16 protein-coding genes are annotated in these 25,229 nt (G+C 58.3%); 10 read left to right on the top strand and 6 right to left on the bottom strand.

Going from position 1 to position 25,229, the window contains the following annotated elements:
• Positions 1-176 precede the first annotated feature (176 nt).
• The 3 genes from PMI23_RS03615 to PMI23_RS03605 are packed head-to-tail and all read left to right on the top strand — an operon-like array spanning position 177 to position 3,053.
• A complete protein-coding gene (locus PMI23_RS03615) occupies positions 177-1,289 on the top strand; it encodes a glycosyltransferase family 4 protein (RefSeq protein ID WP_007912770.1) in 1,113 nt (370 codons plus the stop codon).
• Entirely contained in the window at positions 1,282-2,058 is a 777-nt protein-coding gene (locus PMI23_RS03610; protein ID WP_007912771.1) for a DUF2334 domain-containing protein, read from the top strand. The genes PMI23_RS03615 and PMI23_RS03610 overlap by 8 nt, the downstream gene beginning before the upstream one ends.
• Positions 2,055-3,053: a lysylphosphatidylglycerol synthase transmembrane domain-containing protein gene (locus tag PMI23_RS03605; protein ID WP_007912772.1), complete on the top strand. Its 999-nt coding sequence runs from the start codon at positions 2,055-2,057 to the stop codon at positions 3,051-3,053. Before PMI23_RS03610 ends, PMI23_RS03605 begins: the two co-directional genes overlap by 4 nt.
• Here PMI23_RS03605 and PMI23_RS03600 read toward each other — a convergent pair.
• Positions 3,037-3,216 (bottom strand): hypothetical protein, encoded by a 180-nt coding sequence (locus tag PMI23_RS03600; protein ID WP_007912773.1) that lies wholly within the window; start codon positions 3,214-3,216, stop codon positions 3,037-3,039. The genes PMI23_RS03605 and PMI23_RS03600 overlap by 17 nt on opposite strands.
• 86 nt (positions 3,217-3,302) lie before the next feature.
• Complete coding sequence (purU, locus tag PMI23_RS03595; RefSeq protein WP_007912774.1) at positions 3,303-4,151, bottom strand: formyltetrahydrofolate deformylase; 849 nt, start codon at positions 4,149-4,151, stop codon at positions 3,303-3,305.
• Positions 4,152-4,487: 336 nt separating this feature from the next.
• Between purU and mvaT the strand changes: the two genes are divergently transcribed.
• The gene (gene mvaT, locus PMI23_RS03590) at positions 4,488-4,865 is read left to right on the top strand and encodes a histone-like nucleoid-structuring protein MvaT (RefSeq protein WP_007912775.1); all 378 of its coding nucleotides are present in this window, start codon (positions 4,488-4,490) and stop codon (positions 4,863-4,865) included.
• A 98-nt stretch (positions 4,866-4,963) separates the two neighbouring features.
• Here mvaT and sbcB read toward each other — a convergent pair whose 3' ends face one another.
• Complete coding sequence (sbcB, locus tag PMI23_RS03585; protein WP_007912776.1) at positions 4,964-6,394, bottom strand: exodeoxyribonuclease I; 1,431 nt, start codon at positions 6,392-6,394, stop codon at positions 4,964-4,966.
• A gap of 181 nt (positions 6,395-6,575) precedes the next feature.
• On the opposite strand from sbcB, the gene PMI23_RS03580 reads away from it, so the two are divergent.
• From PMI23_RS03580 to PMI23_RS03555, 6 genes are read left to right on the top strand one after another with little or no spacing between them, the layout of a single operon-like run.
• The gene (locus PMI23_RS03580; protein WP_007912777.1) at positions 6,576-7,301 is read left to right on the top strand and encodes an RDD family protein; all 726 of its coding nucleotides are present in this window, start codon (positions 6,576-6,578) and stop codon (positions 7,299-7,301) included.
• Complete coding sequence (locus PMI23_RS03575) at positions 7,298-8,275, top strand: stage II sporulation protein M (RefSeq protein WP_007912778.1); 978 nt, start codon at positions 7,298-7,300, stop codon at positions 8,273-8,275. Before PMI23_RS03580 ends, PMI23_RS03575 begins: the two co-directional genes overlap by 4 nt.
• Complete coding sequence (locus PMI23_RS03570) at positions 8,262-9,809, top strand: DUF4129 domain-containing protein (RefSeq protein ID WP_007912779.1); 1,548 nt, start codon at positions 8,262-8,264, stop codon at positions 9,807-9,809. Before PMI23_RS03575 ends, PMI23_RS03570 begins: the two co-directional genes overlap by 14 nt.
• Positions 9,806-10,969, top strand: a complete 1,164-nt coding sequence (locus PMI23_RS03565; RefSeq protein WP_007912780.1) for a DUF4350 domain-containing protein — start codon at positions 9,806-9,808, stop codon at positions 10,967-10,969. Before PMI23_RS03570 ends, PMI23_RS03565 begins: the two co-directional genes overlap by 4 nt.
• Positions 10,966-11,967, top strand: coding sequence for an AAA family ATPase (locus PMI23_RS03560; RefSeq protein WP_007912781.1), 1,002 nt, complete (start codon positions 10,966-10,968; stop codon positions 11,965-11,967). The genes PMI23_RS03565 and PMI23_RS03560 overlap by 4 nt, the downstream gene beginning before the upstream one ends.
• Complete coding sequence (locus PMI23_RS03555) at positions 11,964-13,295, top strand: DUF58 domain-containing protein (protein WP_007949646.1); 1,332 nt, start codon at positions 11,964-11,966, stop codon at positions 13,293-13,295. Before PMI23_RS03560 ends, PMI23_RS03555 begins: the two co-directional genes overlap by 4 nt.
• Here the strand turns inward: PMI23_RS03555 and PMI23_RS03550 are convergent, their stop codons facing one another.
• From PMI23_RS03550 to PMI23_RS03540, 3 genes are read right to left on the bottom strand one after another with little or no spacing between them, the layout of a single operon-like run.
• Positions 13,296-17,381, bottom strand: a complete 4,086-nt coding sequence (locus tag PMI23_RS03550) for an Ig-like domain-containing protein (RefSeq protein WP_007916232.1) — start codon at positions 17,379-17,381, stop codon at positions 13,296-13,298.
• Positions 17,332-21,438, bottom strand: a complete 4,107-nt coding sequence (locus PMI23_RS03545) for a neuraminidase-like domain-containing protein (protein ID WP_007949645.1) — start codon at positions 21,436-21,438, stop codon at positions 17,332-17,334. The genes PMI23_RS03550 and PMI23_RS03545 overlap by 50 nt, the downstream gene beginning before the upstream one ends.
• Positions 21,435-25,166, bottom strand: a complete 3,732-nt coding sequence (locus PMI23_RS03540; protein WP_007916238.1) for a Tc toxin subunit A — start codon at positions 25,164-25,166, stop codon at positions 21,435-21,437. The genes PMI23_RS03545 and PMI23_RS03540 overlap by 4 nt, the downstream gene beginning before the upstream one ends.
• Positions 25,167-25,229 lie beyond the last annotated feature (63 nt).

Raw genomic sequence — 25,229 nt, 5'->3', positions numbered from 1 at the left:
CAGGTCGATGCATAAAACCCAAACACCTCACCCTAACCCTCTCCCTCCGGGAGAGGGTTAGGGTGAGGGGCTCTTCCGCTCTGAAGCTCTTCAGCTCTACCGCGCAATCCCGACCGAACATCTATTCTTGATAAAGGTCAACCAAGGGAGAACCACGCAGCGGAGGGTTGGTCACCGTGCATATCGCCGACATCACTATGTTCTACGCCCCGGCCAGCGGCGGCGTGCGCACTTATCTGGATGCCAAACACCGCCGGCTCGGGGTCAAACCCGGCATTCGCCACAGTCTGTTGATTCCCGGCGCGCATTTCGGCGAACACGACGGCATTTACACGGTTCCCGCCCCTGCCCTGCCGTTCGGCAAAGGTTACCGCTTCCCTGTACGCCTCGCGCCATGGCGCAATGTGCTGCAGGATTTGCAGCCCGATCTGATCGAAGTCGGCGATCCTTATCTGACCGCCTGGGCTGCGCTGGATGCGCGGCGGCAACTGGACGTGCCGGTGATCGGTTTCTATCACTCGGATCTGCCCTTGCTGGTCGGCAATCGCATGGGCCATTGGGTAACGCCGAATATCGAGGCCTATGTCACCCGGCTTTACGGCAACTTCGACCGGGTCCTGGCGCCCAGTCAGGTCATGGCTGACAAGCTCAGCGGACTCGGCGTGCGCAATGTTTTCGTGCAGCCATTGGGCGTGGACCTGCAGACTTTTCATCCAGACGCGGGCAACCGCAATCTGCGTGCGGAACTGGGCATCGCCGAAGAGACGCGCCTGTTGATTTTCGCCGGGCGCGGTTCGAAAGAGAAAAACCTGCCAGTACTGCTCAATTGCATGAAACGCCTTGGCCCGCGTTATCACTTGCTGTTGGTCGGCTCATCAATGCCCGCTGCCGTACCGGACAACGTCAGTGTGATCGATGAGTTCTGCCCGCCACACAGAGTCGCGCAATTGATGGCCAGCGCAGACGCGTTGGTCCATGCCGGTGATCAGGAAACCTTCGGTCTGGTGATTCTTGAAGCCATGGCCTGTGGCATTCCAGTGGTCGCCGTGGCCGCGGGTGCCTTCGAGGAAATCATCAGCGAGTCCTGTGGCTTGCTGTGCGCGCCGAACAACCCGCAAGCGATGGCCAATGCCGTGCGCGAACTGTTTAGTCGCGGCTGCGTGAAACTCGGCCAACAGGCGCGCGAGCATGTTGAACAGCATTACGCGTGGGACACGGTGGTCGACAGTCTGCTCGATCACTATCACGCCGTCCTCGGCCACACACTGCCACGAGTCGCCAATGGCTGAATCGACGAATCTCCCGGCTGTGCTGCTGGTGCTGCACGACGTGGCGCCCTCGACTTGGGCGGATTACCAACCGTTTGTCGCAGCGGTCGACGCATTGGGACAAGTGCCGATGACGTGGCTGGTGGTGCCGGATTTCCATCGGCACAACGCCCTCAATGCTCACCCGGCGTTTCGCCGATTGCTCGATGAACGCGTTGCCCGTGGCGATGAACTGGCCCTGCACGGTTACTTCCATGATGATCAGGAACCCGGCCCGACAACCCCGCGAGACTGGTTCATGCGCCGGGTCTACACCCATGAAGGCGAGTTCTACCGCTTGTCCCGCGAGTCCGCCCTCGTCCGTCTGCGCGCGGGTATCGATGTATTTCAGCGTTACGACTGGCCCCTGCACGGTTTCGTCGCCCCTGCCTGGCTGATGAGTGACGGCACCCGCCAGGCCCTGCGTGAGTTGCCGCTGAGCTATACCAGTGATCCGCAGCATCTGTATCGGTTGCCGGAGTTCACCGCCATCAATGCTCCAGGTCTGGTCTGGAGCGCCCGCAGTGCCTGGCGCCGAGGCTTGTCGAAGTTAGTCTGCGAGCAGCGGGAACAGCGCTGGTGCCAGGCACCGGTGATTCGGCTAGGCTTGCACCCGGTGGACATGCGCCACCGTTTCTCCCGCGATTACTGGTTGAAAACCCTTGAACGACTGCTGGCGGAAGGACGCGTACCGATGACTAAAATCGACTGGCTGGCGCAACAGCACAGCCAATGGGAGCGCGCCGCATGAGTCGCGGCATTCTGCTGCTGATCGGCCTGCTCGCGGCCGTGCTGATTCCGGTGGTGCTCGGCGGCAGCGAAACCTGGGCGCGCCTGCAAAGCTTTCCGCTGCACTGGCTGCTGGTGATGTTCGGCATGATCCTGCTGTGCTGGGGCATCAATACCCTGCGTTTACGTTTGCTGCTCGGCGATCAGTGCGATCGCGTCACGCCGATGAAGAGTCTTGGCGTGGTCATGGCCGCCGAATTCGCCTATTGCGCGACACCCGGTGGCAGCGGCGGACCACTGACGATCATGGCCCTGCTGGCCCGATCGGGTGTGCGCCCGGCGCGAGGCAGCGCAGTGTTTGCCATGGATCAGTTGAGTGACCTGCTGTTCTTTCTCTGCGCCCTCAGCGGGATTCTGATTTATGCGTTGTTTCAACACCTCAGCGATCGGCTGGAGTGGCTGCTGATGGTCAGCGCCGTTTCGTTGTTCGGTGGCTTGTTCAGTTGTGTATTGCTCGCGCGTTATCACCGCGCATTGATTCGCCTGAGCGGGCGCCTGTTAGCCAGAATGAACGTCAAGGCCAGCACTCGACGCCGCTGGGCGCGCAAGTTGCTGCACTTTCTCGCCGCGTTCACCGACACGCTGAAGTTGCCCTGGCAGACGCTGAGCAAAGTCTTCGCCCTGACGTGTGTGCATTGGTTGCTGCGTTACAGCGTGTTGTATCTGGCATTGCGCGGCCTGGGCGCAGACTTGCAATGGGCCTGGAGTTTTCTGGTGCAGATGCTGTCGCTGGGCGCCGGGCAATTCAGTCTGCTGCCGGGCGGTGCGGGGGCGGCGGAGCTGACCTCGGCGGCCTTATTGGCGCCGATGGTGGGGAAATCCACCGCAGCGGCGGCGATCCTGATCTGGCGGGTGGTGACGTATTACTTTTACCTGCTGGTGGGTGGCCCGGTGTTTCTGTTGATGCTGGGGCGGCCGCTGTTGAAGAAGCTGATGAACGTCAGACAGGCTTCTTGACGTCGTCCTGCTGCTGTTCTTTGAGTTGTTCCCACAACTCGGCAGCGCCGGGAAACTCGGTACCATCCTCAGGGCTCATGTCCTCGGGATCATATCGACTCAAACAACCCTCGCCCAACGTTGCCGGAGCTTTGGAAGTGGCTTTGTCCAGTGGATCACTCATGAACATTTCCTCGGGTCAGAAACGGCGAAGGGCCTGGAACGATTGAACGCCCAGACCCTTGGTTTTTCAAGCCTGTGTGGGTTCGATCAGAACACCACAGTCTTGTTGCCGTGCACCAGCACGCGATCTTCAAGGTGATAACGCAGGCCGCGCGCCAACACCATCTTCTCGACATCACGGCCGAAACGCACCATGTCTTCGATGCTGTCGCTGTGACTGACACGAACCACGTCCTGCTCAATGATCGGGCCGGCGTCCAGCTCTTCGGTCACGTAGTGGCAGGTCGCACCGATCAGTTTCACGCCACGCAGGGAAGCCTGGTGGTACGGCTTGGCGCCGACGAACGACGGCAGGAAGCTGTGGTGAATGTTGATGACCTTGTGCGCGTATTCGCGGCACATGTCCGGCGGCAGGATTTGCATGTAGCGCGCCAGCACCACCACTTCAGCGTCGTGCTGTTTGACCAGGCGCGACACTTCGTCGAAGGCCGGTTGCTTGTCCTGCGGGTTGACCGGGACGTGATAATAAGGAATGCCGTGCCACTCGACCATGCTGCGCAGGTCATCGTGGTTGGAAATCACGCAGGAGATTTCGCAGTCCAGTTCATCACTGTGCCAGCGGTGCAGCAAATCGGCGAGGCAGTGGGATTCGCGGCTAGCCATCAGCACAACGCGCTTTTTCTGCTCGGTGTCGGTGATGCGCCAGTCCATCGAGAACTCTTCGGCGATCGGCGCAAACTTCTCGCGCAGCACTTCAATACCGAAAGGCAGCGAATCGGCACGAATTTCGTGACGCATGAAGAACCAGCCGACTTGGTTGTCCGAGTGGTGGCTCGCTTCGGTGATCCAGCCGTTATGGGCTGCCAGAAAATTACTGACTTTGGCAACAATGCCAACGCGGTCCGGGCAAGATATCACCAGCCGAAAAGTGCGCATGAGGGGGAAACTCCAGAACTTCGCAAAGGCCGCCATTCTAGCGGCTGCGCAGGAAAACTGCAGTATTGATCAGCACGGTCCGGGGCAGGCTCGGCATGACGGATGCTTGACGGGGTGATCGTCCACCTGACAGTGATCCCGTGGTATCGCTTGATCAGACAACTGTGAATATCTGTGATGACTGGGTCACACTATTTAACTGAATATTCAATAGATGGCAGTTTCTCGTAACTAATTTAAATAAAAACTCAGGTTAAATGTTTACTTGATGAAACAGCCTGACTATTATTGCGGCACTGTCCCCCTGCCATTCAGCACTCTACTAAGGTAGTAATCATGTCCTTGATCAACGAATACCGCGCCACCGAAGAAGCTATCAAAGAGCTGCAAGCCCGTTTGAAGAACCTGTCCCAAGACGACAAACTGCAAGCCGAGCTGGAATTCGAAGGCAAACTGCGCACCCTGATGGGCGAATACTCCAAGTCCCTGCGTGACATCATCGCGCTGCTGGACCCGGAAGCAAAAACCAAAGCAGTACGCGGCGGCGCAGTAAAAACTACCGGCACCAAGCGTGCTCGCAAAGTTAAACAATACAAAAACCCGCACAACGGCGAAGTCATCGAAACCAAAGGTGGCAACCACAAAACTCTGAAAGAGTGGAAAGCCAAGTGGGGCGGTGACGTGGTTGAAGGCTGGGCTACCCTGCTGGGCTAAGCCGCAACGCCTTCGCAAAGATATCCGCGAAAAAACAAACGCCAGCGAATGCTGGCGTTTTTTTTATGCCCGGCATTTAAGCCCGGTCATGTTCGATTTCAAAGACTCAAACGTTTGCGTAATGCCTGGACATAATTTTGCCATTCATTGAGCACTTCACTCTGCAGCGGCGTGGCATTAAGTGACCACTGCTCTGCCGCTTCTGTAAAAGACTTCAAGGTATTCGGCGCGCCCCATTCAGGCGCGGACAAGCGCTGCTGACAAAATAATCTCCAGCGTTCTTGCTCTTCGAAATTCAACGTCTCGGGAAAGTTGCGTGCGCGATATCGAAAAAGTAATTCGGGCAAACGTTCGTCATCGAAAGGCCATTGCTCTTGCGCTAGTTGTGACGGGTCGGCGCTCCTCACTTGCTCACATAGACGCCGGTCGCGGTCACCGATAAATCCGTCGTACAACTGTTGTTCCGGATCCTCACTCGGAATGAAATCTTCGCTGACATAAATTTCCGCTACTTTATCTTTCCAAACTTGTTGTGCGTCAGTTAGCCGCAGTGCTCGCTGTTGATACAGGGCCATGTCCAGCCCCAGACGTTGCTGATCCTGCGCGCGCAAAACCGCAAGCGGTGCCACCACCGGACAACGGTTGATGTGAATCAGCTTGAGCGGCACCGGCAACTCGCCTTCCAGCAAGTCGTCGCGGCGCGTGTACAAACGCTCGCGCAGGGTTTGCGCGTCGAGATCGAGCAACCCCTGCGGATCGAGGTGCAGGTCGCAGACGATCAGGGCATTGCGGTTTTTCGGGTGCCAGGCCAGTGGCAGCACCACACCGACATAACTGCGTGCTGCCGAGAAACGCCCGGAAACATGCACCAGCGGCTGCAGCAGGCGAATCTGATCCATGACTTTTTGCTTGCTGCGCAACTGGAACAGCCAGTCATACAGTTTTGGTTGTTTCTCGCGGATCAACCGCGCCAGTGCGATGGTCGCGCGTACGTCTGACAACGCTTCGTGGGCATGCCCGTGATCGATATTGTTCGCGGCCGTCAGGCGTTCGAGCTTGAGGGTCACCCGGCCTTCGTCATCGGTCGGCCAGACCAGGCCGTCAGGACGCAGCGCATAAGCGGCGCGCACCACATCAATCAGATCCCAACGACTGTTGCCGCCCTGCCACTCCCGGGCGTACGGGTCGAAGAAATTGCGATACAGGCTGTAACGGGTCATCTCGTCGTCGAAGCGCAGCGTGTTGTAACCGGCGCCACAGGTGCCCGGTGCCGCGAGTTGGGCATGCACGCGAGTCATGAAATCAGCCTCGCTCAAACCCTTTTCGGCGAGCTGGCTCGGGGTGATGCCGGTGATCGCGCACGCTGCCGGATGCGGCAGGATGTCCTCGCTGGGCTGGCAATAAAGATTGACCGGCTCGTCGATCTCGTTGAGCGCATGGTCGGTGCGGATCCCGGCCACCTGCAACGGGCGGTCGTTACGCGGATTGATGCCAGTGGTTTCGTAGTCGTACCAGAAGATTGAAGTCACGGGCGGTTCCTGAACTGAAGATCGGCAAAGTCTAGGCGCTCGACCGCGCTCGCGGCCAGCCTCGCGTCATTCAAACACTTCGCGCTTCACGATGTGCAATACATAGTTATGTCGTTTTCCCCCGAGAGGCTGCTAGCATCGGCCTCACTTGCACCCCGAACAGGCGAACATCAGGTAGCCCATGCTCGAGCCCACAGCACCGCCAAGGAAAGCACCGCTGGCCCCGCCGCTGGATACGCGGCATCAGGTCGAAACGCCGGAAGGCATCGACCTGCCATTGCGTCCCGCCGGGTTGATGGTGCGTGCCGTGGCCTTTGCGCTCGATCTGGTTATTCGCGGCGTGATCATGGGCGTGCTTTTCATTGCCCTGGCGTTTCTCGGCAAGCTCGGCATGGGTCTTGGTTCGCTGCTGCTGTTTGCAATCAGCTGGTGGTACATGGTGCTGTTCGAAGTGCTGCGTCAGGGCCGCTCGCCGGGTAAACAATGGATGGGGCTGCGCGTGGTGCACGACGACGGCACACCGATCGGCTGGTCGGCGTCGCTATTGCGAAACTTGCTGCGCTTTGTCGATCTGCTGCCTTTTGGCTACTTTCTCGGCACCCTCAGTTGCCTGCAACACCCGACCTTCAAACGCCTCGGTGACATGGCTGCCGGTACGCTGGTGATCTACAGCGAACGCCCGCTCAGCCGTCCACAATTGCCTGACGCCGAACCGCGGCGCTCACCCGTGCCACTCACCCTCAGCGAACAACGCGCCGTGCTTGGTTTCGCCGAGCGCCAAGGAGAGTTATCGCCAGCGCGGGTCAATGAACTGGCGGCCCTGCTCGCCCAACCCCTGCATATTTCTGCGCCCAAAGCTGTCGCTGAACTCAACGGCATCGCTCGCGGCTTGTTGGGCCCGACATGAAGCAAAGCCTTTTCGAAAGTCGCCACAAGGACGAATGGGAGCGTTTTGCGCTGGCCCTCGAACGCCTTGAACGGGGCAAGGACACCTCACAAGTCGCCGGTTTCCCCAAGGCCTATCGCAGGCTTTGCCAGCATCTTGCGCTGGCACAGGAGCGCGGTTACAGCAGTTTTCTCATCGACTCATTGCAGCAACAGGTGTTACGCGGGCATCAACAGCTGTACCGCCACCGCAGCCGGCTCGGTGCCAATCTGCTGAGTTTCATTCTCGCTGACTTTCCACGTCTGGTGCGCGCCGAATGGCCCTTTGTACTGGTTGCCAGCCTGCTGTTCTTTGGCAGCCTGATTGGCGTCGGCATGCTGGTATATGTGTTTCCCGAGCTGGTCTACAACCTGATCCCCGCCGATCAGGTGCGTGAAATGCAAGGCATGTACGACCCGGTCGCCGGCCACCTCGGGCGCCCCGCCGAACGCGCGGCCAGCGAAGACTGGGTGATGTTCGGTTACTACGTGATGCACAACATCGGCATCGCCTTTCAGACCTTTGCCAGCGGTTTGCTGATGGGCGTGGGCAGTGCGTTCTTTCTGTTCTACAACGGCATGGTCATCGGCGCGGTGGCCGGGCACCTGAGCGAGATCGGTTTCGGCCAGACTTTCTGGTCATTCGTCATCGCCCACGGCGCCTTTGAACTAACCGCCATTGCCCTCGCTGGCGCGGCTGGCCTGGAACTCGGCTGGGCCTTGATCGCACCCGGACGGCTGACTCGCGGCGAAGCGCTGAAACGGGCCGCGCGCAAGAGCGTATTGCTGGTCTGCGGGGTGATGTTGTTCCTGCTGATTGCCGCGTTTATCGAAGCCTATTGGTCGTCGAAAACCAGCGTCACGCCGCTGACAAAATATCTGGTCGGGGCCGGACTTTGGGCCTTGGTTGCGATCTATCTGTCGTTCGCCGGAAGGACCCGCCATGCGCCTGAGTGACGCCACCGTGGTGATCCGTCCGCGCACAACCTGGGAAGCCATGGACCTTGGTGTGCTGATGAGCCAGCAACATCGGCGTCTGCTGATGAGCAGTTGGGCGATCGTCACCCTGCCGCTGTTCACCTTGCTCAGCCTGTTGCTGTGGGATTCGCCATCACTGGCGGTGTTTATCTTCTGGTGGCTGAAACCGGCGTATGAACGCCTGCCGTTGTACATCCTGTCGAAAGCGCTGTTTGGCGAAACGCCGACGCTCAAACAAGCCTTGCGCGAATGGCCGCGCCTGCTCAGACCCCAACTGCTGGCCAGCCTGACCTGGCGCCGCCTGAGTTTCAGCCGCAGCTTTCTATTGCCGGTGCTGCAACTCGAAGGCCTCGACGGCAGCGCCCGGCAACAACGCCTGCAGGTGCTGCTGCAACGCAACGCCGGCGCGGCGCAATGGCTGACCATCATCGGCGTGCATCTGGAAACCGCGTTGTGGATCGGCCTGATGGTGCTGTTCTACATGTTGCTGCCGCAGCAGATCGAAACGGATTGGGACTGGCAGTCACTGGTTCTCGCGGCGGACAACGAGTGGCGCTGGCTGGAACATCTGACCAATGTCTTCTATGCGCTGGTGCTCGTGGTGTGGGAACCGGTCTACGTCGCCTGCGGCTTCAGCCTTTATCTGAACCGGCGCACGCAACTGGAAGCATGGGACATCGAATTGGTATTCCGCCGCTTGCGTCAGCGTCTGAACAACGGTGTGTTGGGATTGCTGCTGGCAGTCTGTCTGATTGTGCCGAACGTGCCCAGGGTTTGGGCCGCCGAGCCCGATGACGGTCCACAGACACCGCGCTTGTTGAATCAGCCGCTGACCAGTCAGGCATCGCGTGACAGCATCAAGGCACTGCTTGAGCAACCGCCGTTCAAGAACAAGGAATTCGTCACCCGCTATCGCTTCGGCAAGGACCCCGCAGAACCGGCCAAAGCGCAAACACCGGGTGAAGCGCCGCAGTGGCTGAAAAGCCTGTTGGGCTGGCTCGACGGGCAACACCTCAACGTGCTGGCGAAGCTCATTGAAGTGTTGCTGTGGGGGGCGGTCATCGCTGCAATCGGCTGGCTGATCTGGCGTTATCGCGATTTTCTCCAAGCCTTCGTCAGCCGCCGCCCGAGACTGCCCGCAAAGCCCAAACGTGCGGTGCCGCAACAAGCCTTTGGCCTGGACTTGAACCGCGACGCGTTGCCTGACGACATCGCCACCAGCGCCGAACAACTCTGGCAAAGCCAACCCCGCGCAGCACTGGGCCTGTTGTATCGAGGACTGCTCAGCCATCTGCTCCACGATTTCGACCTGACGCTGAAACCCGCCGACACCGAACTCCAGGTACTGGCGCACGTTGAACAATTGCAGCGTCCCGAGCTGCTCGCGTTCAGCCGCAACCTGACTACCCACTGGCAGAACATGGCCTACGGGCATCGCGTGCCGGCGGCGTCTCTGCAGCAGGAATTGTGCGATGGCTGGCGCGCCTTGTTCGGCCCCGGAGCCGCCCGTTGAGTCGCCGGACACTGTGGTGGGTCGCTGCGTTGATCGCCTTGCTGCTGGGCGCACTGAGCGTTTTCCTCGTCCTCAAGGCCAAGCCTTATCAGGAAGCAGTCGATCACGGCCCCTCGCCCGCCGCGCAAGCCAATCCTTATCTGGCGGCCGAGCTGTTTTTGCGTGAGCGCGGCCTCAACGTCAGCCATGCCGAAAGCCTCGCGATGCTCCCCGATATCGATCCGCGCCGGCATACGCTTCTGCTGTTCAACGACCGCTCGCGAATGACGCCGCGGCAGGTCGATCAAGTGTTGAACTGGACGCGAGCCGGCGGGCGTCTGGTGTTCGTCGCCGAATCGCTGTGGGATGAGCAAACCAGACAGAGCAACGACCTGTTGCTCGATCAGGTGCAACTGCATCAATCGCTGAGCAAGGATCTGAAAGACTTGCCCGCCGACGCTGAACCCGATCGCTTCCCGCAACTGACCAAACTCTATCTGGAAGACGAAGACGCACCGGCCTACGCTGGCTTCGACACCGACTTCCACCTCGAGGACCCGAAGAATCTTGCGCAAGCCTGGGCCAACAGCGCCAAAGCCACGCACATGATGCAACTGCCCTACAGCCTGGGCACGATTACCGTGGTCACCGACGCCGATCTGTGGAAAACCGCAGCCATCGCCCAGTACGACAACGCCTGGCTGCTCTGGTATTTGAGCGCCGACACCGACGTCACGTTGATCTACAACACCGAGCATGATGGCCTGCTCACCTTGCTCTGGCGCTACTTCCCGCAAGCCATCATCGCCCTGCTCGCATTGATCGGCCTGTGGCTCTGGCACGTCGGCGTACGCCACGGCCCACTGCAATTACCCGCTCCAGGCGGGCGTCGGCAATTGCACGAACACCTGCGCGCCAGCGCCGATTTCCTGTTACGCCACAACGGCCAGCAGGCGCTGCTGCAAGCACTGCAACAGGACGTGCTGCGCCGCGCCCGCCGCCGCCATCCAGGCTTTGACCAATTGAACGTTGCCGAACAATGGCTGGCGTTGTCGCGCCTGACCCGACAACCCACCCGCGCTATCAGCCAGGCCCTGAGCCCGGTGCCGAACCGGCGGGTTTCCAGCGCCGATTTCTGCCGCCAGGTCGCCCACCTGCAAACCCTGAGGAACACGCTATGACTGAACAGATCGAGCCCGGCAGCGCCAGCCACGCCGCCCAGCAACGCCAGCGTGCCAGCCAGTTGGCACAAGCGGTGCGCGGCGAATTGCAGAAAGCGCTGATTGGCCAGAACCAGGTAATCGACGACGTGCTGACGGCACTTATCGCCGGTGGTCACGTGTTGCTTGAAGGCGTGCCGGGGCTGGGCAAGACCCTGCTGGTGCGGGCATTGGCCCGCTGCTTCGGTGGCGAGTTTGCACGGATTCAATTCACCCCGGACCTGATGCCCAGCGACGTCACCGGCCACGCTGTGTACGACCTGCAAACCGAACAGTTCAAGCTGCGCAAAGGCCCGTTGTTCACCAACCTGTTGCTGGCCGACGAGATCAACCGCGCGCCGGCGAAAACCCAGGCCGCCTTGCTCGAAGCGATGCAGGAACGTCAGGTCACACTCGAAGGTCGTGCCCTGCCCATCGCGCAACCGTTCATGGTCCTGGCCACGCAGAACCCGATCGAACAGGAAGGCACTTATCCCCTGCCGGAAGCCGAACTCGACCGGTTCATGCTCAAGGTACGCATGGACTACCCCGACGCCGATCAAGAGCTGAACATGGTGCGTCAGGTCTGCCGTTCGACCCGCGCTGACATGCTTGATGTGCAACCGCTACGCACGGTGTTGCAAGCCAAGGACGTGCAAGCCTTGCAGCGTATCGCCAGTGACCTGCCACTGGACGATCAGGTCCTCGATTACGCCGTACGTCTGGCGCGCGGCACGCGCACCTGGCCGGGGCTGACCCTTGGCGCCGGGCCGCGCGCGTCGATTGCCCTGGTGCGTTGCGCCCGCGCCCGCGCCTTGTTGCGTGGCGGTGAGTTTGTGATTCCCGACGACATCAAGGGCTGCGCGCTGGCCGTGCTGCGCCATCGTGTACGCATTGCCCCGGAGTTGGACATTGAAGGTTTGCAAGTAGATCAAGTGCTCCAGCAACTGCTCGACCAGATTCCGGCGCCGCGTCTGTGAAACCCTCGCGCCTGCTATTGATCTGGCTGGCCTTGCTGCTGACCATCGGTATTGTGCTGGGCACATTGCGCACACTGGAGATCGAAACTCCGGCGAGCCTGGTATCGATCAATTGGGGGTTGCTGCTGGCGCTGTTGGCTCTGGCGGCGCTGGATGCGCTACGCCTGCAACGTCTGCCGACACCGCGCATCACGCGACAGATGCCCGGCAGTCTGGCACTAGGCCGTTGGGGTGAAGTGCGTCTGGAAATCGAACATGACTTCAGCGAGCCGATACACATTGAACTGTTCGACCACCCGCCAGAAGGTTTGAGTTTCGAAAACCTGCCGCTGGCGATTGAATTGCAACCCGGCCAGCGCAGTCTGCTCGGCTATCGCCTGCGCCCGCTCCAACGCGGTCATTTCAGCTTTGCCCACTGCGAAGTCAACCTGCCCAGTCCCTTGGGATTATGGTCAGGCAAACGCTTGCTCAGGGTCAGCGATCAGACCCGCGTCTACCCCGACTTCGCCCGGCTCTACGGCGGTGAGCTGCTGGCCGTGGACAACTGGCTCAGCCAGCTCGGCGTACGCCAGCGGCAACGTCGCGGTCAGGGCCTGGAATTTCACCAACTGCGCGAGTTTCGTGAAGGCGACAGCCTGCGTCAGATCGACTGGAAAGCGACGGCCCGTCAACGCACACCGATTGCCCGGGAATATCAGGACGAGCGCGACCAGCAGATTATCTTCCTGCTCGATTGCGGCCGCCGCATGCGCAGCCAGGACGATGAGCTGTCGCACTTTGACCATGCGCTCAATGCCTGTCTGCTACTCAGTTATGTGGCGCTGCGTCAGGGCGATGCGGTGGGTTTGAGTACCTTCGCCTGCGATCAGCCACGCCATCTCGCGCCGGTCAAAGGCAGCGGGCAACTGAACGTGCTGCTCAACACGGTTTATGACCTCGACAGCACGCAGCGCCCCGCCGACTTTCAGGCCGCCGCCAATCAGTTGCTGAGCCGCCAGAAACGCCGGGCACTGGTGGTGCTGGTGACCAACCTGCGCGATGAGGACGATGAGGAACTGCTGAGTGCGGTCAAACGCCTGAGCGCACAGCATCGGGTGCTGGTCGCCAGTCTGCGCGAAGAAACGCTGGATACGTTACGTCAGACCACGGTGCAAACATTGCCCGAGGCGTTGGCTTACTGCGGCACGGTGAACTACATGAATGAGCGGGCAGAACTCCATGAGCGATTGAGCGCTCATGGCGTTCCGGTGTTGGATGTCCGGCCCGCGGAGTTGGGGGCCGAACTGGTGACGCTGTATCTGAGCTGGAAAAGAAGTGCGGCGCTTTGATCATCTCTCGATCTTGACGTGCACAGATCCGCTGCTCGAGGTCCCGTCAGGATTCTCGACTTTGACCTCAAGGGACACGGTTTCCGACAGATCCATCACCCTCCAAGCGGTTTCGTATTTACCGTTGCCATTCGTACTGGACTCAATGAATGGCCTCCCGTTAATGGAGACAAGTATTTTCCTTTCCCGTATCGCTTCTCCAGAAGCCTTGTCTACGATCAACGCAGTCATGGTTACCCAGCCGTTCACGAAAGCCGGATTCGGCGAGGCGACAACGGACTTCACAGTCGCTGGACGTTCATTGACAGTCAACCACAGCGCTTTCACGTCCCAGCCAGCCAAGCTGCCATTTACCGACGCCCACAACGAAGCCTCACCTGCTGCGCCCAAGACAACGCGCGCCGTTGCCATCCCATCGGCACCCGTCAGTGTTGCCGGTAAAGATGTGTTGTCGTACTCCCACATCACTTCGACATTGGCCAAAGGCTCGCCGGTATTGGCTGAAACCACCAAAGCCTGAGCTGAAATTTCTTGTCCCGGATAACCGGTCAAATCATCACTGACCAGCTCTTTGATCTCTCGCGGCTCGTGCAGGAAATACGGCAATGAAATCGATTCCGAATACTGCGCGTCCCCCACCGTCGCGGTCAGTTGCGCCGCTCCGGGAGTCTTGGGCACAAAGCGGATCCACGCCTCGCCGTAGAAGTTGGTGGTCGTCGTCACCTCGCCAAGATCCGGAGTGCGCCAGACAACATTCATCCCCGCCAGAGGCCTGCTGCTGATGGCCGAAACAACGGTGATCTGCCTGGACACAGCCTCGCCCCAGAACAGGGTCTGGCTAACCCACGAACGCTCGGAGATCGTCACCACTTGCGCGCCTTCACCCACCGAGATTGCATTGACAGGTGACCATCGAGCCAGGCTTTCGCAGGCCAGAAACAAGCCGAAACTGCCGTTACGCTTGTCATCGACCATGAAGGAATCGGTGAATCCCGCCTCGCGGCTGAAGGTCCGTGGCAAACCGAGTACTGGTTGAGTAAAACGAATACCGAGTGCCTCAGGCCCGGTGCCGACCATGCCCAGCATCAACCTTTTACCGGACAAGAAGGTGTCTTCCGGAGCAGTTATATCGATTCTATGGGTCTGTTTACGCCGCGCAAAACCGGTGTCCTGGCCAAAAGGCTGTGCAGTCCCGTTGTCCATACTGAACTGCAATCGATCCCACGGATCGTCGGCCAGCGAACAGACCGCCATCGAACGTGCATCAGTAACATTGTCATACGGACTGGTGACAGACACCTCAACCGTTGCCGATCCGCCTGTGGTAGCCCGATACACAAAGCCTGCCCAGCCATCGTCAGCAGTCACACGTTCTTCAGAGTGACCATCAACCTTCCACTGCGTTGGTACTTGAACCATGGCATCTTCCGCGAAGTCCGAACGGACCTTCGCCCACATCCATGCCGGGTCCTGACCCACGATCGGGAAAACGGCAGACTCACGCACGGTTTCAATGCTGAGTTTGTTGTGGCCCAAGTGCAGCGTGGTTGAATCGGTTCGGCCCCCAAGCTCCGCAATAAAATTAACTCTAAAACTTCCGGCAACCCGACTCGCCAAACAATTCAATGTCCAAGTCATGCCACTTTCATCAATAACATTGGTACTCTTTGGAGGAGGGTCGAGGACGATGCCCAATTCTGATGCTGGAGTTCCGATCCATTCCAAATCCATCGTAAGACCCACAAGGGCACTCAGCGCATGGGTTCTAAAAATATACCGGTGTACGGCGCCCAGGCAGGGATACAGTGACTGACCTCGTTCGGGGCTCATTTGATCCAGAACAAGCGTGAACTCATCGTCAATATCCGGTGAAAACAAGCGGCCGAGCAACTCTCGATCTTCCAGTGAATCAGTCAGCAACCGCAGTCCGAACATGCTGCTGCGGCTCTTGGCGTATTCAGAACTCAGAGTCCAGATCAGCGGTTCATCTGCCCGCAATACCCTGGGCTCGCCAAGTTCACTCACCACCAGCCCGATGCCTGGTTCGTCAATGCCCCATGCCAGCGTGATTTCCTGGCCGATAAGAGGACTGCCGGCGAGGGCAGTGACCTCCAGGGAATGGGTGAGACCTCGTTTGCAGAAAAAACCTTGATTAAGGACGATCTCACCACGATCAAATGTTATGTTGACCTTGTCTTTCCAAGAACTCCTGGCAATCGCGGTCACGCTAAATTCGCACTCATGCGACTCGGCCGATTCATGCGCTCGGACCGCCGCGGTGATCGCGTGAATCCCGGGTTCTCTGGTGTAATACTTCAGGCTCCCCCAACCAGCGCTTCCCGTTTGGCTGCGGAAAATGCCTTTGTCGGTTTGCCACTCGATCTTCGCACCGATTACCGGCTCGCCGTCCCCCTGATCAGTAACATGCACCGCTTGCAAGCGCAGGTACGCAACTCCGTTCTCATCCACTACCGGACTATTCTCGGCCTGGCGTACCTCTTTGATCTTGATCCTGTTGCGCGCCAGCGACATGCGCTTTCTGGGCGACGGCAACAAAAGCTTCGAGCAGACCAGTGACAATTCGAACATCCCGTCGCGCCGGTCTTCACAACTCAGCCTCCACGAGGCAGTGCCCTCACCATCGATCGGCATGGGCACTGCCGTTTCCAGAGGCGGACTGACCACGACACCCAGTTGTTCATGCCTGTCACCGTGCCAGTGCAGATAGAAGTCGCTGCCTCGCAGAGGACTGTTGGCCGCCAGCATTACATCAATGGAATGGGTAGAACCCCGGTTCGGATAACTGTTATCAATCCAGTCCCTGATTTCGTTATTCTCACAGACAGTCATCTGTGCCCACGGATCCTCTCCCAGTACCCGCACGTCAAACGTCTGAGTCCACACACCCTGCTCGTAATAAAGGCTGACCACAGAGGCTTCGATAACGAAGTCCCCTGCTGCCTTCGCCTCATAACAGAAGTAGGCCCAACCTTGTTCATCAGTAACGGCCGCCGCCAACACCCCCCGCTCGGCGGTCGCCCAGTTCACCGTAAGCCCGGCAAATGGCTGGCCGGTGTAATACGACGCCACTTGCACCCCCAAACGGACACATTGCTCAATCAATGGGTAGTAAGCGGCCTCGACCACCTCACGAAAAATCAGTCGATGATGCCCCAGCGATACGGGGATCTCGTAGGCCTGCGCGGTGTAACGGTTGCGCAAGCTCAGGGTGAATTCGTAGTCCTGATCATCGATCAGCGGGCAATCGAGCGTCCAAGGCTCGTCCAGCAATTGCGGGGTGTCCCAGGCTGGCGTCGCGACAATCGCGCCCTGCGGGTTATTGTCGATGCTCAATGCGACCTGGGTGCCGTCCCAAGGGTTATCCGGCACAGGTACAAAACCGAGCATGTGGGGCGTGATCAATGCGTCGCTGCCAAAAGCTCCGCCGCTGCTGGCGCCCTGACACAGGTACATTTTGCGCAAGGGCAGGAACGAGATGCCGTCCAGCTCAATTTCCTGCAACTCAAGTGGCGCGAGTTTCAACTCGACTTTGACGCGTGTAACCCAGAGTTCGCCAAATGGACTCGAAGACTCTGTCGAGCTGTATATTTCGATGCGCAGTGGCTTTGAACTTGAGATGGGCGATGTCAGTTCTACCTCATGCAGGGTCGGACTGAATCGCCTCTCTGGCCCAGATCCGAAACCCTCGCGCTGTTGTGCCAGATCAGGTTTACCGACGGGTTCGAGTTCGATGCGGTAATGCTCGGCTTCTCCCTGAGAAATCTTCACCCAGCCTGATTGGCCGAAACTGCTTTCCCATAGAAAACTCAGCCAATAAGCACCATTGCCATCGGGATCTCTGGGAAGTGTGACGTCCTGAGTGACCCCCGCGCCCTTCGGCGCTTTGAGGTGCTTGACAGGCTTGTTTTCGTAATACGCTGTGCCTATGACAACTGTCCCCGTCCTTGCCCAACATTCGAACCTTTCTTCGAAATCACCGTTGCACACCAGGTTTTCATTCATCCGAACGACAGGATCACTCATGATTGCGCACTCCCTTGCCGGCCAGGCGTTCTTGCGCTGCATTGACCAACTCCTTCACCGAATCGGTAAACGACTGATCTCCGCACTTGGACGAATAGCGAATGCGCAAGATGCAATCGTTCATCGAGCGCAGCATGGCCTCCTGTCGCGGTTCTTTATGCCATGGCCATTTCAGCTCCCAGGTGGACACCACACCGGTATTTTCAAATGGATAGAGCAAACCTTCATCTGGCTTCACCGCCGTCATGCCGTTGTCGGCAATCCCCACAGACAGGGCTATCTGCTGGCCCGGACGCAAGTTGAACAGCAGATCGGAAGGGGCCACTACATCAGGATCAGGATTGTGCAAGTACTGCACTGACTGCACCGAAGCCCGGCTGGTGGTCATGCTGCCGATCTGCAGCAAGGTCGCGCGCACGTCCTCGAATGGGCCCGTCAACACTGCAAAGTCCATTTCCACCGAACTGATCTGCCGACAGTAATGTCCCGGATAATCCCGATCGAACAGCAATTGGGTGAGTTTGAACACCAGCGAGCCGGTCGCCAGCAATTGCGCCAATGCAGCCTCCCAACTACCGATGCCGAGCTGAGGGTCTATTGCATCGTTGAACAGGCGACGCAAGGAGATGGTTTTTACCACTTCAACTCGTCGCTCGGTGCGCTGCAGGTACTCATGCTCCATACGCAGCAGATACGCGCGCAGATGCTCGCCAGCGGTCAAACCGTGGCGTTGATCCTGCCAGACCTGCGGCAAGGGAATATATGAATCGTAATCGCCGGTTTCGGCGCTCATCGCCGCTTGTGCGCTGAGGCACAGACTGACCACCGCGTCGTAAGCCTGATAGTGCAAAGCCTTGAGCTGGCCGAGCATCCAGCCAAACAATTCGGCATTGGTCGCGCGCTTTTTCAGATAGTTGTACATCGTCAACGCCTGAGCGTTAGCTCGCAGCGTTTGCGCGAGGTTGGTTCTGGCCGCATCAATCGCATGGCTCTGCGCGACGATCTGCGCATCGATGGCAGCGATTTCGGCCAGCGCCTGATCGCGTTGCAGCCCCCATTCATTGCGGCGACGGCGATAACCTTCGGTGGTGGCTTGCTTGTCGGCATCGATTTGCAGCATCGACGAAGCGATTTCCAGGCCAAAGCAGATGGCATCCGTAACTTTGTCGATCCGAAACCCACCGTTCGCCATACCAAAGATATTGGGTGCGGTCGCAAATGCCACGCCTACCGGTTTGAGGATTTTGGCAGCCAGCGCCAGCTCTTTGGACTGGTCCAGGTTTGCCATGACCTGATATTCGACAGCCGATACGTTTTCGTCATAGCGGGCTGCGTAAGCATCAGCCCGTTCCCGCGCCACTGCCCGGCTCTGCTCAAGCGCCGTCATGCTCGCTTCCAACTGAGCGATGGATTGCTCCTGTACGGTTTTGGCGTAGTTGCCCAACTCCACCAGATGGTTTTGCTGCAGCTCTTCCTGCTCGGCACGATCACGCCGCTCAAGCAGATTGAGTACCTGGCTGCCGTAATCCTGCAAGGCCTGCACCGCACGCAAGGCAACCTCGAAGATCACGCGCCAGCGAAACGCAATCACCACCAGCCGTCCGCCCATCGGTCTGGCGCCACCGACACCACCTGCAGCCAGAGCGCGCAGCAATTGGTTCGGGTCGGTCGGTGGGTTGAACAACGGCAGGAGCATGGGCTTGCCATCAATCGTCAGGTTGTTGCGCAAGTTGTTCATGCGGTCCTGCGGCTGGTTGAACCAAGTGAACAACTCATCATTGATGGGTGCCCTGAACGGCGGACACCCCAACATGCCCAGCATGGGAGCCCTATCGGAGCCGGCCGGAACATCTGCCAGGCTGTAATTCAATGTCTGCTCGAACGTTTCCAGTGCCGTACGCGTGCAACTTTGGGCCAAAAGGTCCTTCAGCGTCGCGGTCTGCCACAAGTTCACCGTTTGAGTCAGAGGCGGTTTGCCCATCAATGATCCCGCTTGCACATAGCAAAGCTTTGCCGCCACCAGACTTTCGCGGGTCAGTTGACGGTAATGCCAGTCCCCCCAGGCCATGAGGTTCTTCACATACTCGATGAACATCAGCAGCCTCAAATGCACAGGCGCTGAATATCCAATCGCGTCCGGGTCGGCGGGCGCCACGGCTTCACAGCCGACATTGCCCAGATCGTTGATCAACGGTCGGCAGCGCCAGTAATTCGGTTTCTCGGGTACCGTGCTGCTGTCGGCATTAGCCCGGGGATCGAAGACGAAATGCAACCACGTCTGTGCTTCGGCAAACCGCTCTTCATCACGCAAGCGTGTCGCGATCAAATGCGGCAAGTGGAAAAACAGCTCCCAGAAAAACAGCCCGTTGGCACCGTCGAAAGCGCCATTGCGCTCCTCGAAATCAACACCGGCAGGCGGCGGCTCTGACAGATGCTGGGAGTCCCAATTAATCAGAGTCGCTGGAGAGACAGTGGAGCGTGTGACCAACTCGGGACCGAACAGCGAATTGAGCCGAACGTATTGCATCGCCCAGCCAGCGCCCAGTTGAAAGTCGAGGAACTGGGCGGCATCCGTGGTGTTTTTCAGCAGCGTTGGCGCGAGGAAATCCGAGAGATCGCCAATCGTCAGGTCAAACTGTTTACCGCCAAAGCCTTCAGTATCATTCTTTAGAGTGAACCTGACGTTGTTCCAAGCCCCTTTTGGTCGAGTGAAGGTCCCCAAGAACTGCATCGTCCAATCGCCGGCGATTGCAACCTCACTTCTCACAGGTTCAGGGTCGTTAACAGTTGCAAGTTCCAACTGCAAGGTAAACGCAGTCTTCTCGATGCCTGGTAACCCTGTTGACCTGCAAAAGCCCTCAACCGTCAGCACGTCGTTGTCATCCACGCGCATGGCGAAGACGTTCAGTCCCAGAAAAGCGGCCATGGAGCCTGACGGCGACTCGCTGGACACCACCTTAACTTCAAGACCCAAGGGGTGCTGAACCGTCAAGGCAGAAACAAATCGATCCGTCTTGGCCAGCTCAAGCCAATTACCACTGTCCCCGGTAACGGGACGCATCAGCACATCGATGATCGCGATCTCTTTCAAGGCACCTGTGCCGGTTTTATCGTTGACCAGCAATACCCCCAGCTTGCCTTTGGGGATCTGAGGATCGACCCACACAGTTGCAATCAGCCGGGCACCTGCAGAGAGATCCTCATCAAACTCGCGATGGCGTAAATTCAAAGGCGCCGACCACTGGCCGTTCTGCCTCATGAAGGCCACATTGATATCCAGCTGATGCGGTACGAACCGGGATTTGTCGTCCTTATCGGGATCCGGAGGATCGGTTTTGATGATCTCGCCGACCTTGTCCCGCCACTCCGCCCAGACCAGACACAGGCGTCCGTTCCAGATCACCGGACGTATGTCCAGCACCCGCCCGGCGGGTTGAATGTCCACCGCTTTCCATTCACTCCACGCCGCCGGGTTGACGGCGCGGCAAGTGGGCGTTATCTCGATTTGCGCCTTGCGCCAGAAGTACTGGAACGGCGGCACCCGCTGACGCCCGACAAAATAATAATCGGCGCGCTCAGGGTTTGTGCCGTTCATGTAGCCACTGACGACATCCAGATCGCAGATCTGCTCGAAGGCTTGCAAGTAATCCTGCAGCGCCGCCTGAACCGAATCGGTGTTGAGACGGGCCTGGTTGAGATTGTTTTCAAGGGTCTTGAACAGATCCGTCTTGCGCTGACGCACAAACGGATTGATGTAGTTTTCCGGGTAGAGCGCGATCATCTGCACCGCAGCCCAGTCCGAGTAGTTGTTGTACAGCGCCCAGTTTTCCAACTGCTCTGGGGGAAATTCGTGGTTTTCGAAACCGGGCTCCATTTTGTTGTACACGGCACTGATGTATTGCTGCGCACAACTGATCGCTTCGGCCACCCCCGACGTCTGCACCCGAGCACTGTCCAGCGGGTCGATGCGTAGCAATTCGAACAGGTCCTCCGGGGTCCGCAAAGGCGGGTAACGCTCCGCCCTTACTTGCCCGATGCAATAATCAAGCAACGCGGTACGACGTTTTTCCTGCAACAGACCAATGTTGTTCGATGTCATGATCCTTGCTCCGTGGAAGAGGTTCCCGCGTCACTGTCAGAAGGCGGTGACGCTTGTTCTAGCGAGTGGCTGCGGCCTTGCGACACCCCAAACCTGATGGGTTCGAAGACAGTCCCCTTCGCGCTTGCCAGGCTGCGTACACCGACTTCGAATTCACCGCTGAAAGCGCTGGTGATATAAACCGTGGTTCTACCGTCCTGATCGGTGAAACCCTGTGCCGGGCGGATCGTTGGCCTTTTCTCGGGATCTGTTCCTTCTTCCCAGGCCCAGTCCACCAGCATGTTGGCCCCAGGATTTTCGTACTGATCCACCATCTTGGCGAAAAGTGTGATTGTCTTACCAAGCTCCACGACCTCCGTTGGCACCGGAGACATTTCCGATGTCGGGAAATTCATGCTTTCGGCGTCGGCAATGACGTTGATGCTCACTGCCCACTCAGGCTCGAGCAGGCTCATGGAAAAATAAAGACTGTCCGTGCCCAAGACTTTGCCCGGAACATACTCAGCCGTGAGGACTCCTTGGGTATCGGTGATACCCAAGCTGATGGTCCCTAGCTCGGAGTGCCAGTCAACCGCGACACCTTTCAACGCTGCGCCCCGGGCGTCAGTAAGCGTCATCGTAATGATCGCTTTCTCGTCTGGTTTACCAGCGAAGACTTCTGTAGGCGTTACGGTGCAAGTCATCCGGACCAACTGCTTCAGTTCGCCCGGTGCTTGCACGACCGGCACACGCGTCTGGGTCTGACTCAGCAAAGCCAGTTCAGCCGCCTGGGCGTAGGCCTCACTGGCATCGATTGTCTCCGGCAAGGTACCGATCCGCAAAATGGTCCGCGCATCCATACCGGTCTGCATCGACAACTGATAAACGCGCATCAGCAGATCCAGTTGATCCAGGGTTTTCAACACTTGGGTTTCAGGATCGATATGGCGAACACATTCGCTGACTTCCTGCGCGCTCCAGGCAAAGAACTCAGCCAGTTTGATGGCCGCGGCCTGCTGCACCACGCGTAATGCATCGGCGCTGAGCATGGGAGGTAATGAATGGACTTGGCGCAGATAATCCAGCAACTTCTGCTCCGGCTGTTCGCTCAGACTGAACGCGCGAGTCAGCGTGGTCATTGCGTAAAGTATGCGCACCGAGAACACAAATTTTTCAGAGGGATCGATGATGGTGATTTGGTCGATCCACTTGGCGTATCCATAATCCAGATAGTCCCGGACCAATGCCGCACTCAAGCCCAGTGTCGAAACAACTTCAGCGCGCTGACGCACAACAGCCAGCAGCTCGAGTAACGGATCGGAAGGTTCGTCGCGCCTGCGCTCCCTCGCTGGCGATTCGAGGGCGGTGCGGTCATACACCTGGCGCAACAGTTGATATACCGAGGCATCGACCCAGTCCAACACCAGAATGGCCAATTCGCCCTCGATGCCGGCGTAGATTGCCAGCGACTCCCTGACCAGCGACACCTGCGCGTCTCTGGCCTGCAGAAGAACGGTGAGCATGATCTCGACCAAGACGCTGACCTGGGTTTCCTCAATCTCCAGGCCGTTCCTGACGGCCCATTCGAGTTTCTCGCGGGCAAAGGCCAAATAATCTTCCGGCGTCAGGTCAGTGGCCAGTATCAGGCCATTGACATCGACAACCGGCGCCAGCCCCTCACTGTCAATCGAGAGTAAATCCAGCCAGTCGCTTTCTCCGGCCGGTGGAATACCGGCCAGGAGAAAAGAATTACCGGACAACCGCGCGCTGGGCAGGAGGGCGCCGATCTTGTCGAAGAACTGCTGATCCTGCTGCGAGAACTCGCTTAAACGCAGTGGTGCACTCACGTGCTGCAACATCCACAGCACCGATATGTCGCTTTGCTCGCACCATTGCACACAGGCCTGCATGGCTTCGATCAGGCTCAGCACACCCGGCGTAGCGTCAGTGCGGCTGTCATCAACCGCCACGTCGACAATACGCGGCTTGCCTGCCAGCCCCTTGAGCCAGGTTTCTCCGCCCAGCACACGGAGCATCAACACGCCTTCGACCGGCGTGATATTCAACAGCCGGGGCAGTTTTACCAAACGGTAAAAACTGGAGATGACCGCCGAACTGCGCACCAGATCATCGGTAAGATCATGAGCCTGGGCTATCGCCAACGCCAGATAGTGGTAAGTCTGAAGATCAATGCCCAAACCACTGCATAGCTGGCTGACCGTCAGATTGTCTTGATCCGATGTCGGTATCAGCGCAAACGCTTTGTCGTCGAGTTTCAGCGGCTTGCGATAATTGTCCTGATTGTTGAAGACCTGATCGAACTGCGACAGTGCATCACCGCGACCGTACAGTGACAGTTCATCGAGGAACACGGCGAAATCTGCTGCCGTGCAGTTGTAGCGTTCACGCAGTCGCTGAAACAGACCCAATGCATGGATCACGTTTACCGAAATCGCCCAAACCTCAGGTTTTTCGGCACCACGTGCTTCAGCCCTGATCGCCGCCGCCAACAAGGCGTCAGTCTGCTCAGGAGGCAGATTCAGCCATTTATCCAGGCGTAACTTGCGGTTGAGACGATCGAATGTATTCAAGCCTTTTGGGATATTGGGATTAACGAGTATCCGATGAAGATTAGTCCCTGACTGCGTGCTGATACCGATAGCGGGGTGAGCGTTATCATTGATGTAAACCGAGCCGGATCGGCCGCCTTCCGGGACGTCGGGTTTACTGGGGTAATCCACATTGGCCGAACGCCGCGGCGCGTAGTCCCCAACCGAAAAAAGACTTGTAACCTCCTCGGCCACAAGATTTGTACGTTGAGCCAAATAAAATATCTGGTTGAGATTCATATACTCAACGTCTTCGGTGCCAAAGTTCTCCAGATAGAACTGATACATATCCTCGGAATTTTTGTATTCTTCAGTCACCAACTTCTGCTGGTACGGACCAAGCCGAGAGGCATGAGCCAAGGCAGCAGCGGCAAGACTGGTCAGGGACCCGGAGTGCAAGAAGTTGGGGAATTTCCCGTCAACAATGTTGGCAAAATCCCCCACTGATCGTCCGTTGAAACCCGCAACCCCATCAATCGTGTCCCAATGTTGGTAATACGGCAGACCGTTGGGATAGCGTGCGTTGATCAATGCCTGTTCAATTGGAACTTTCGTGTTCGCAGTGATGAACGCCTGTAGCACGCGTACGATCACGTCGACTGATGGCTCCGGCGCGTTCACCGTTTTACTGTCGACCGTCAACTTCATCAAATCCGTGCGACGCTCATGCAATGGCAGCTTGGTGCCGTCACCAACGGATTCGATCAAGTCGCGAATCAAGCGATACAGGAAGACGAGATACGCCGAAGGCCCGAACATGGACTCCAGAGAATCCGAAGGGCATTTGGCGCTCAACTGCAGATCGAATATTCGCTCCAGTTGCGGCCCGTCAAAGAGCGACATCAAACCGCTGGACGGTCCTGTCGACCCGGCTTTGTCCTGCTGCGCGTGATGCTCAATAAACCGACGCCGCACATAGGTCGCCAGGCTGTTGGCCCGACGCAAAAAGCGCCGGGCCTCTTCCTGCTCAAGTCCGTACTCGCCGACCAGTACCGGAAGACCCTTTTCGACCAGAGGGAAAAACGATCCCCCCTGCTCAAGGTAACTCCAGAGCGTTGAAAGCCGGTTTTGCGCAGAAGACGTTTGCGCACCAAACAGTTGAATGAACAACTGCGCAGCGGGACGGAGTGAATCAGCCATGGTCACTTTCCTTGAGTCGATAACCGCCCGGGCCGCCTGACTGTGGTGTCAGGCGGACCCAGC

Origin of the sequence: Pseudomonas sp. GM24 (genome assembly GCF_000282235.1) — a bacterium.
Taxonomy (GTDB): Bacteria; Pseudomonadota; Gammaproteobacteria; order Pseudomonadales; family Pseudomonadaceae; genus Aquipseudomonas.
This window is presented reverse-complemented; position numbering and strand designations above follow the sequence as displayed.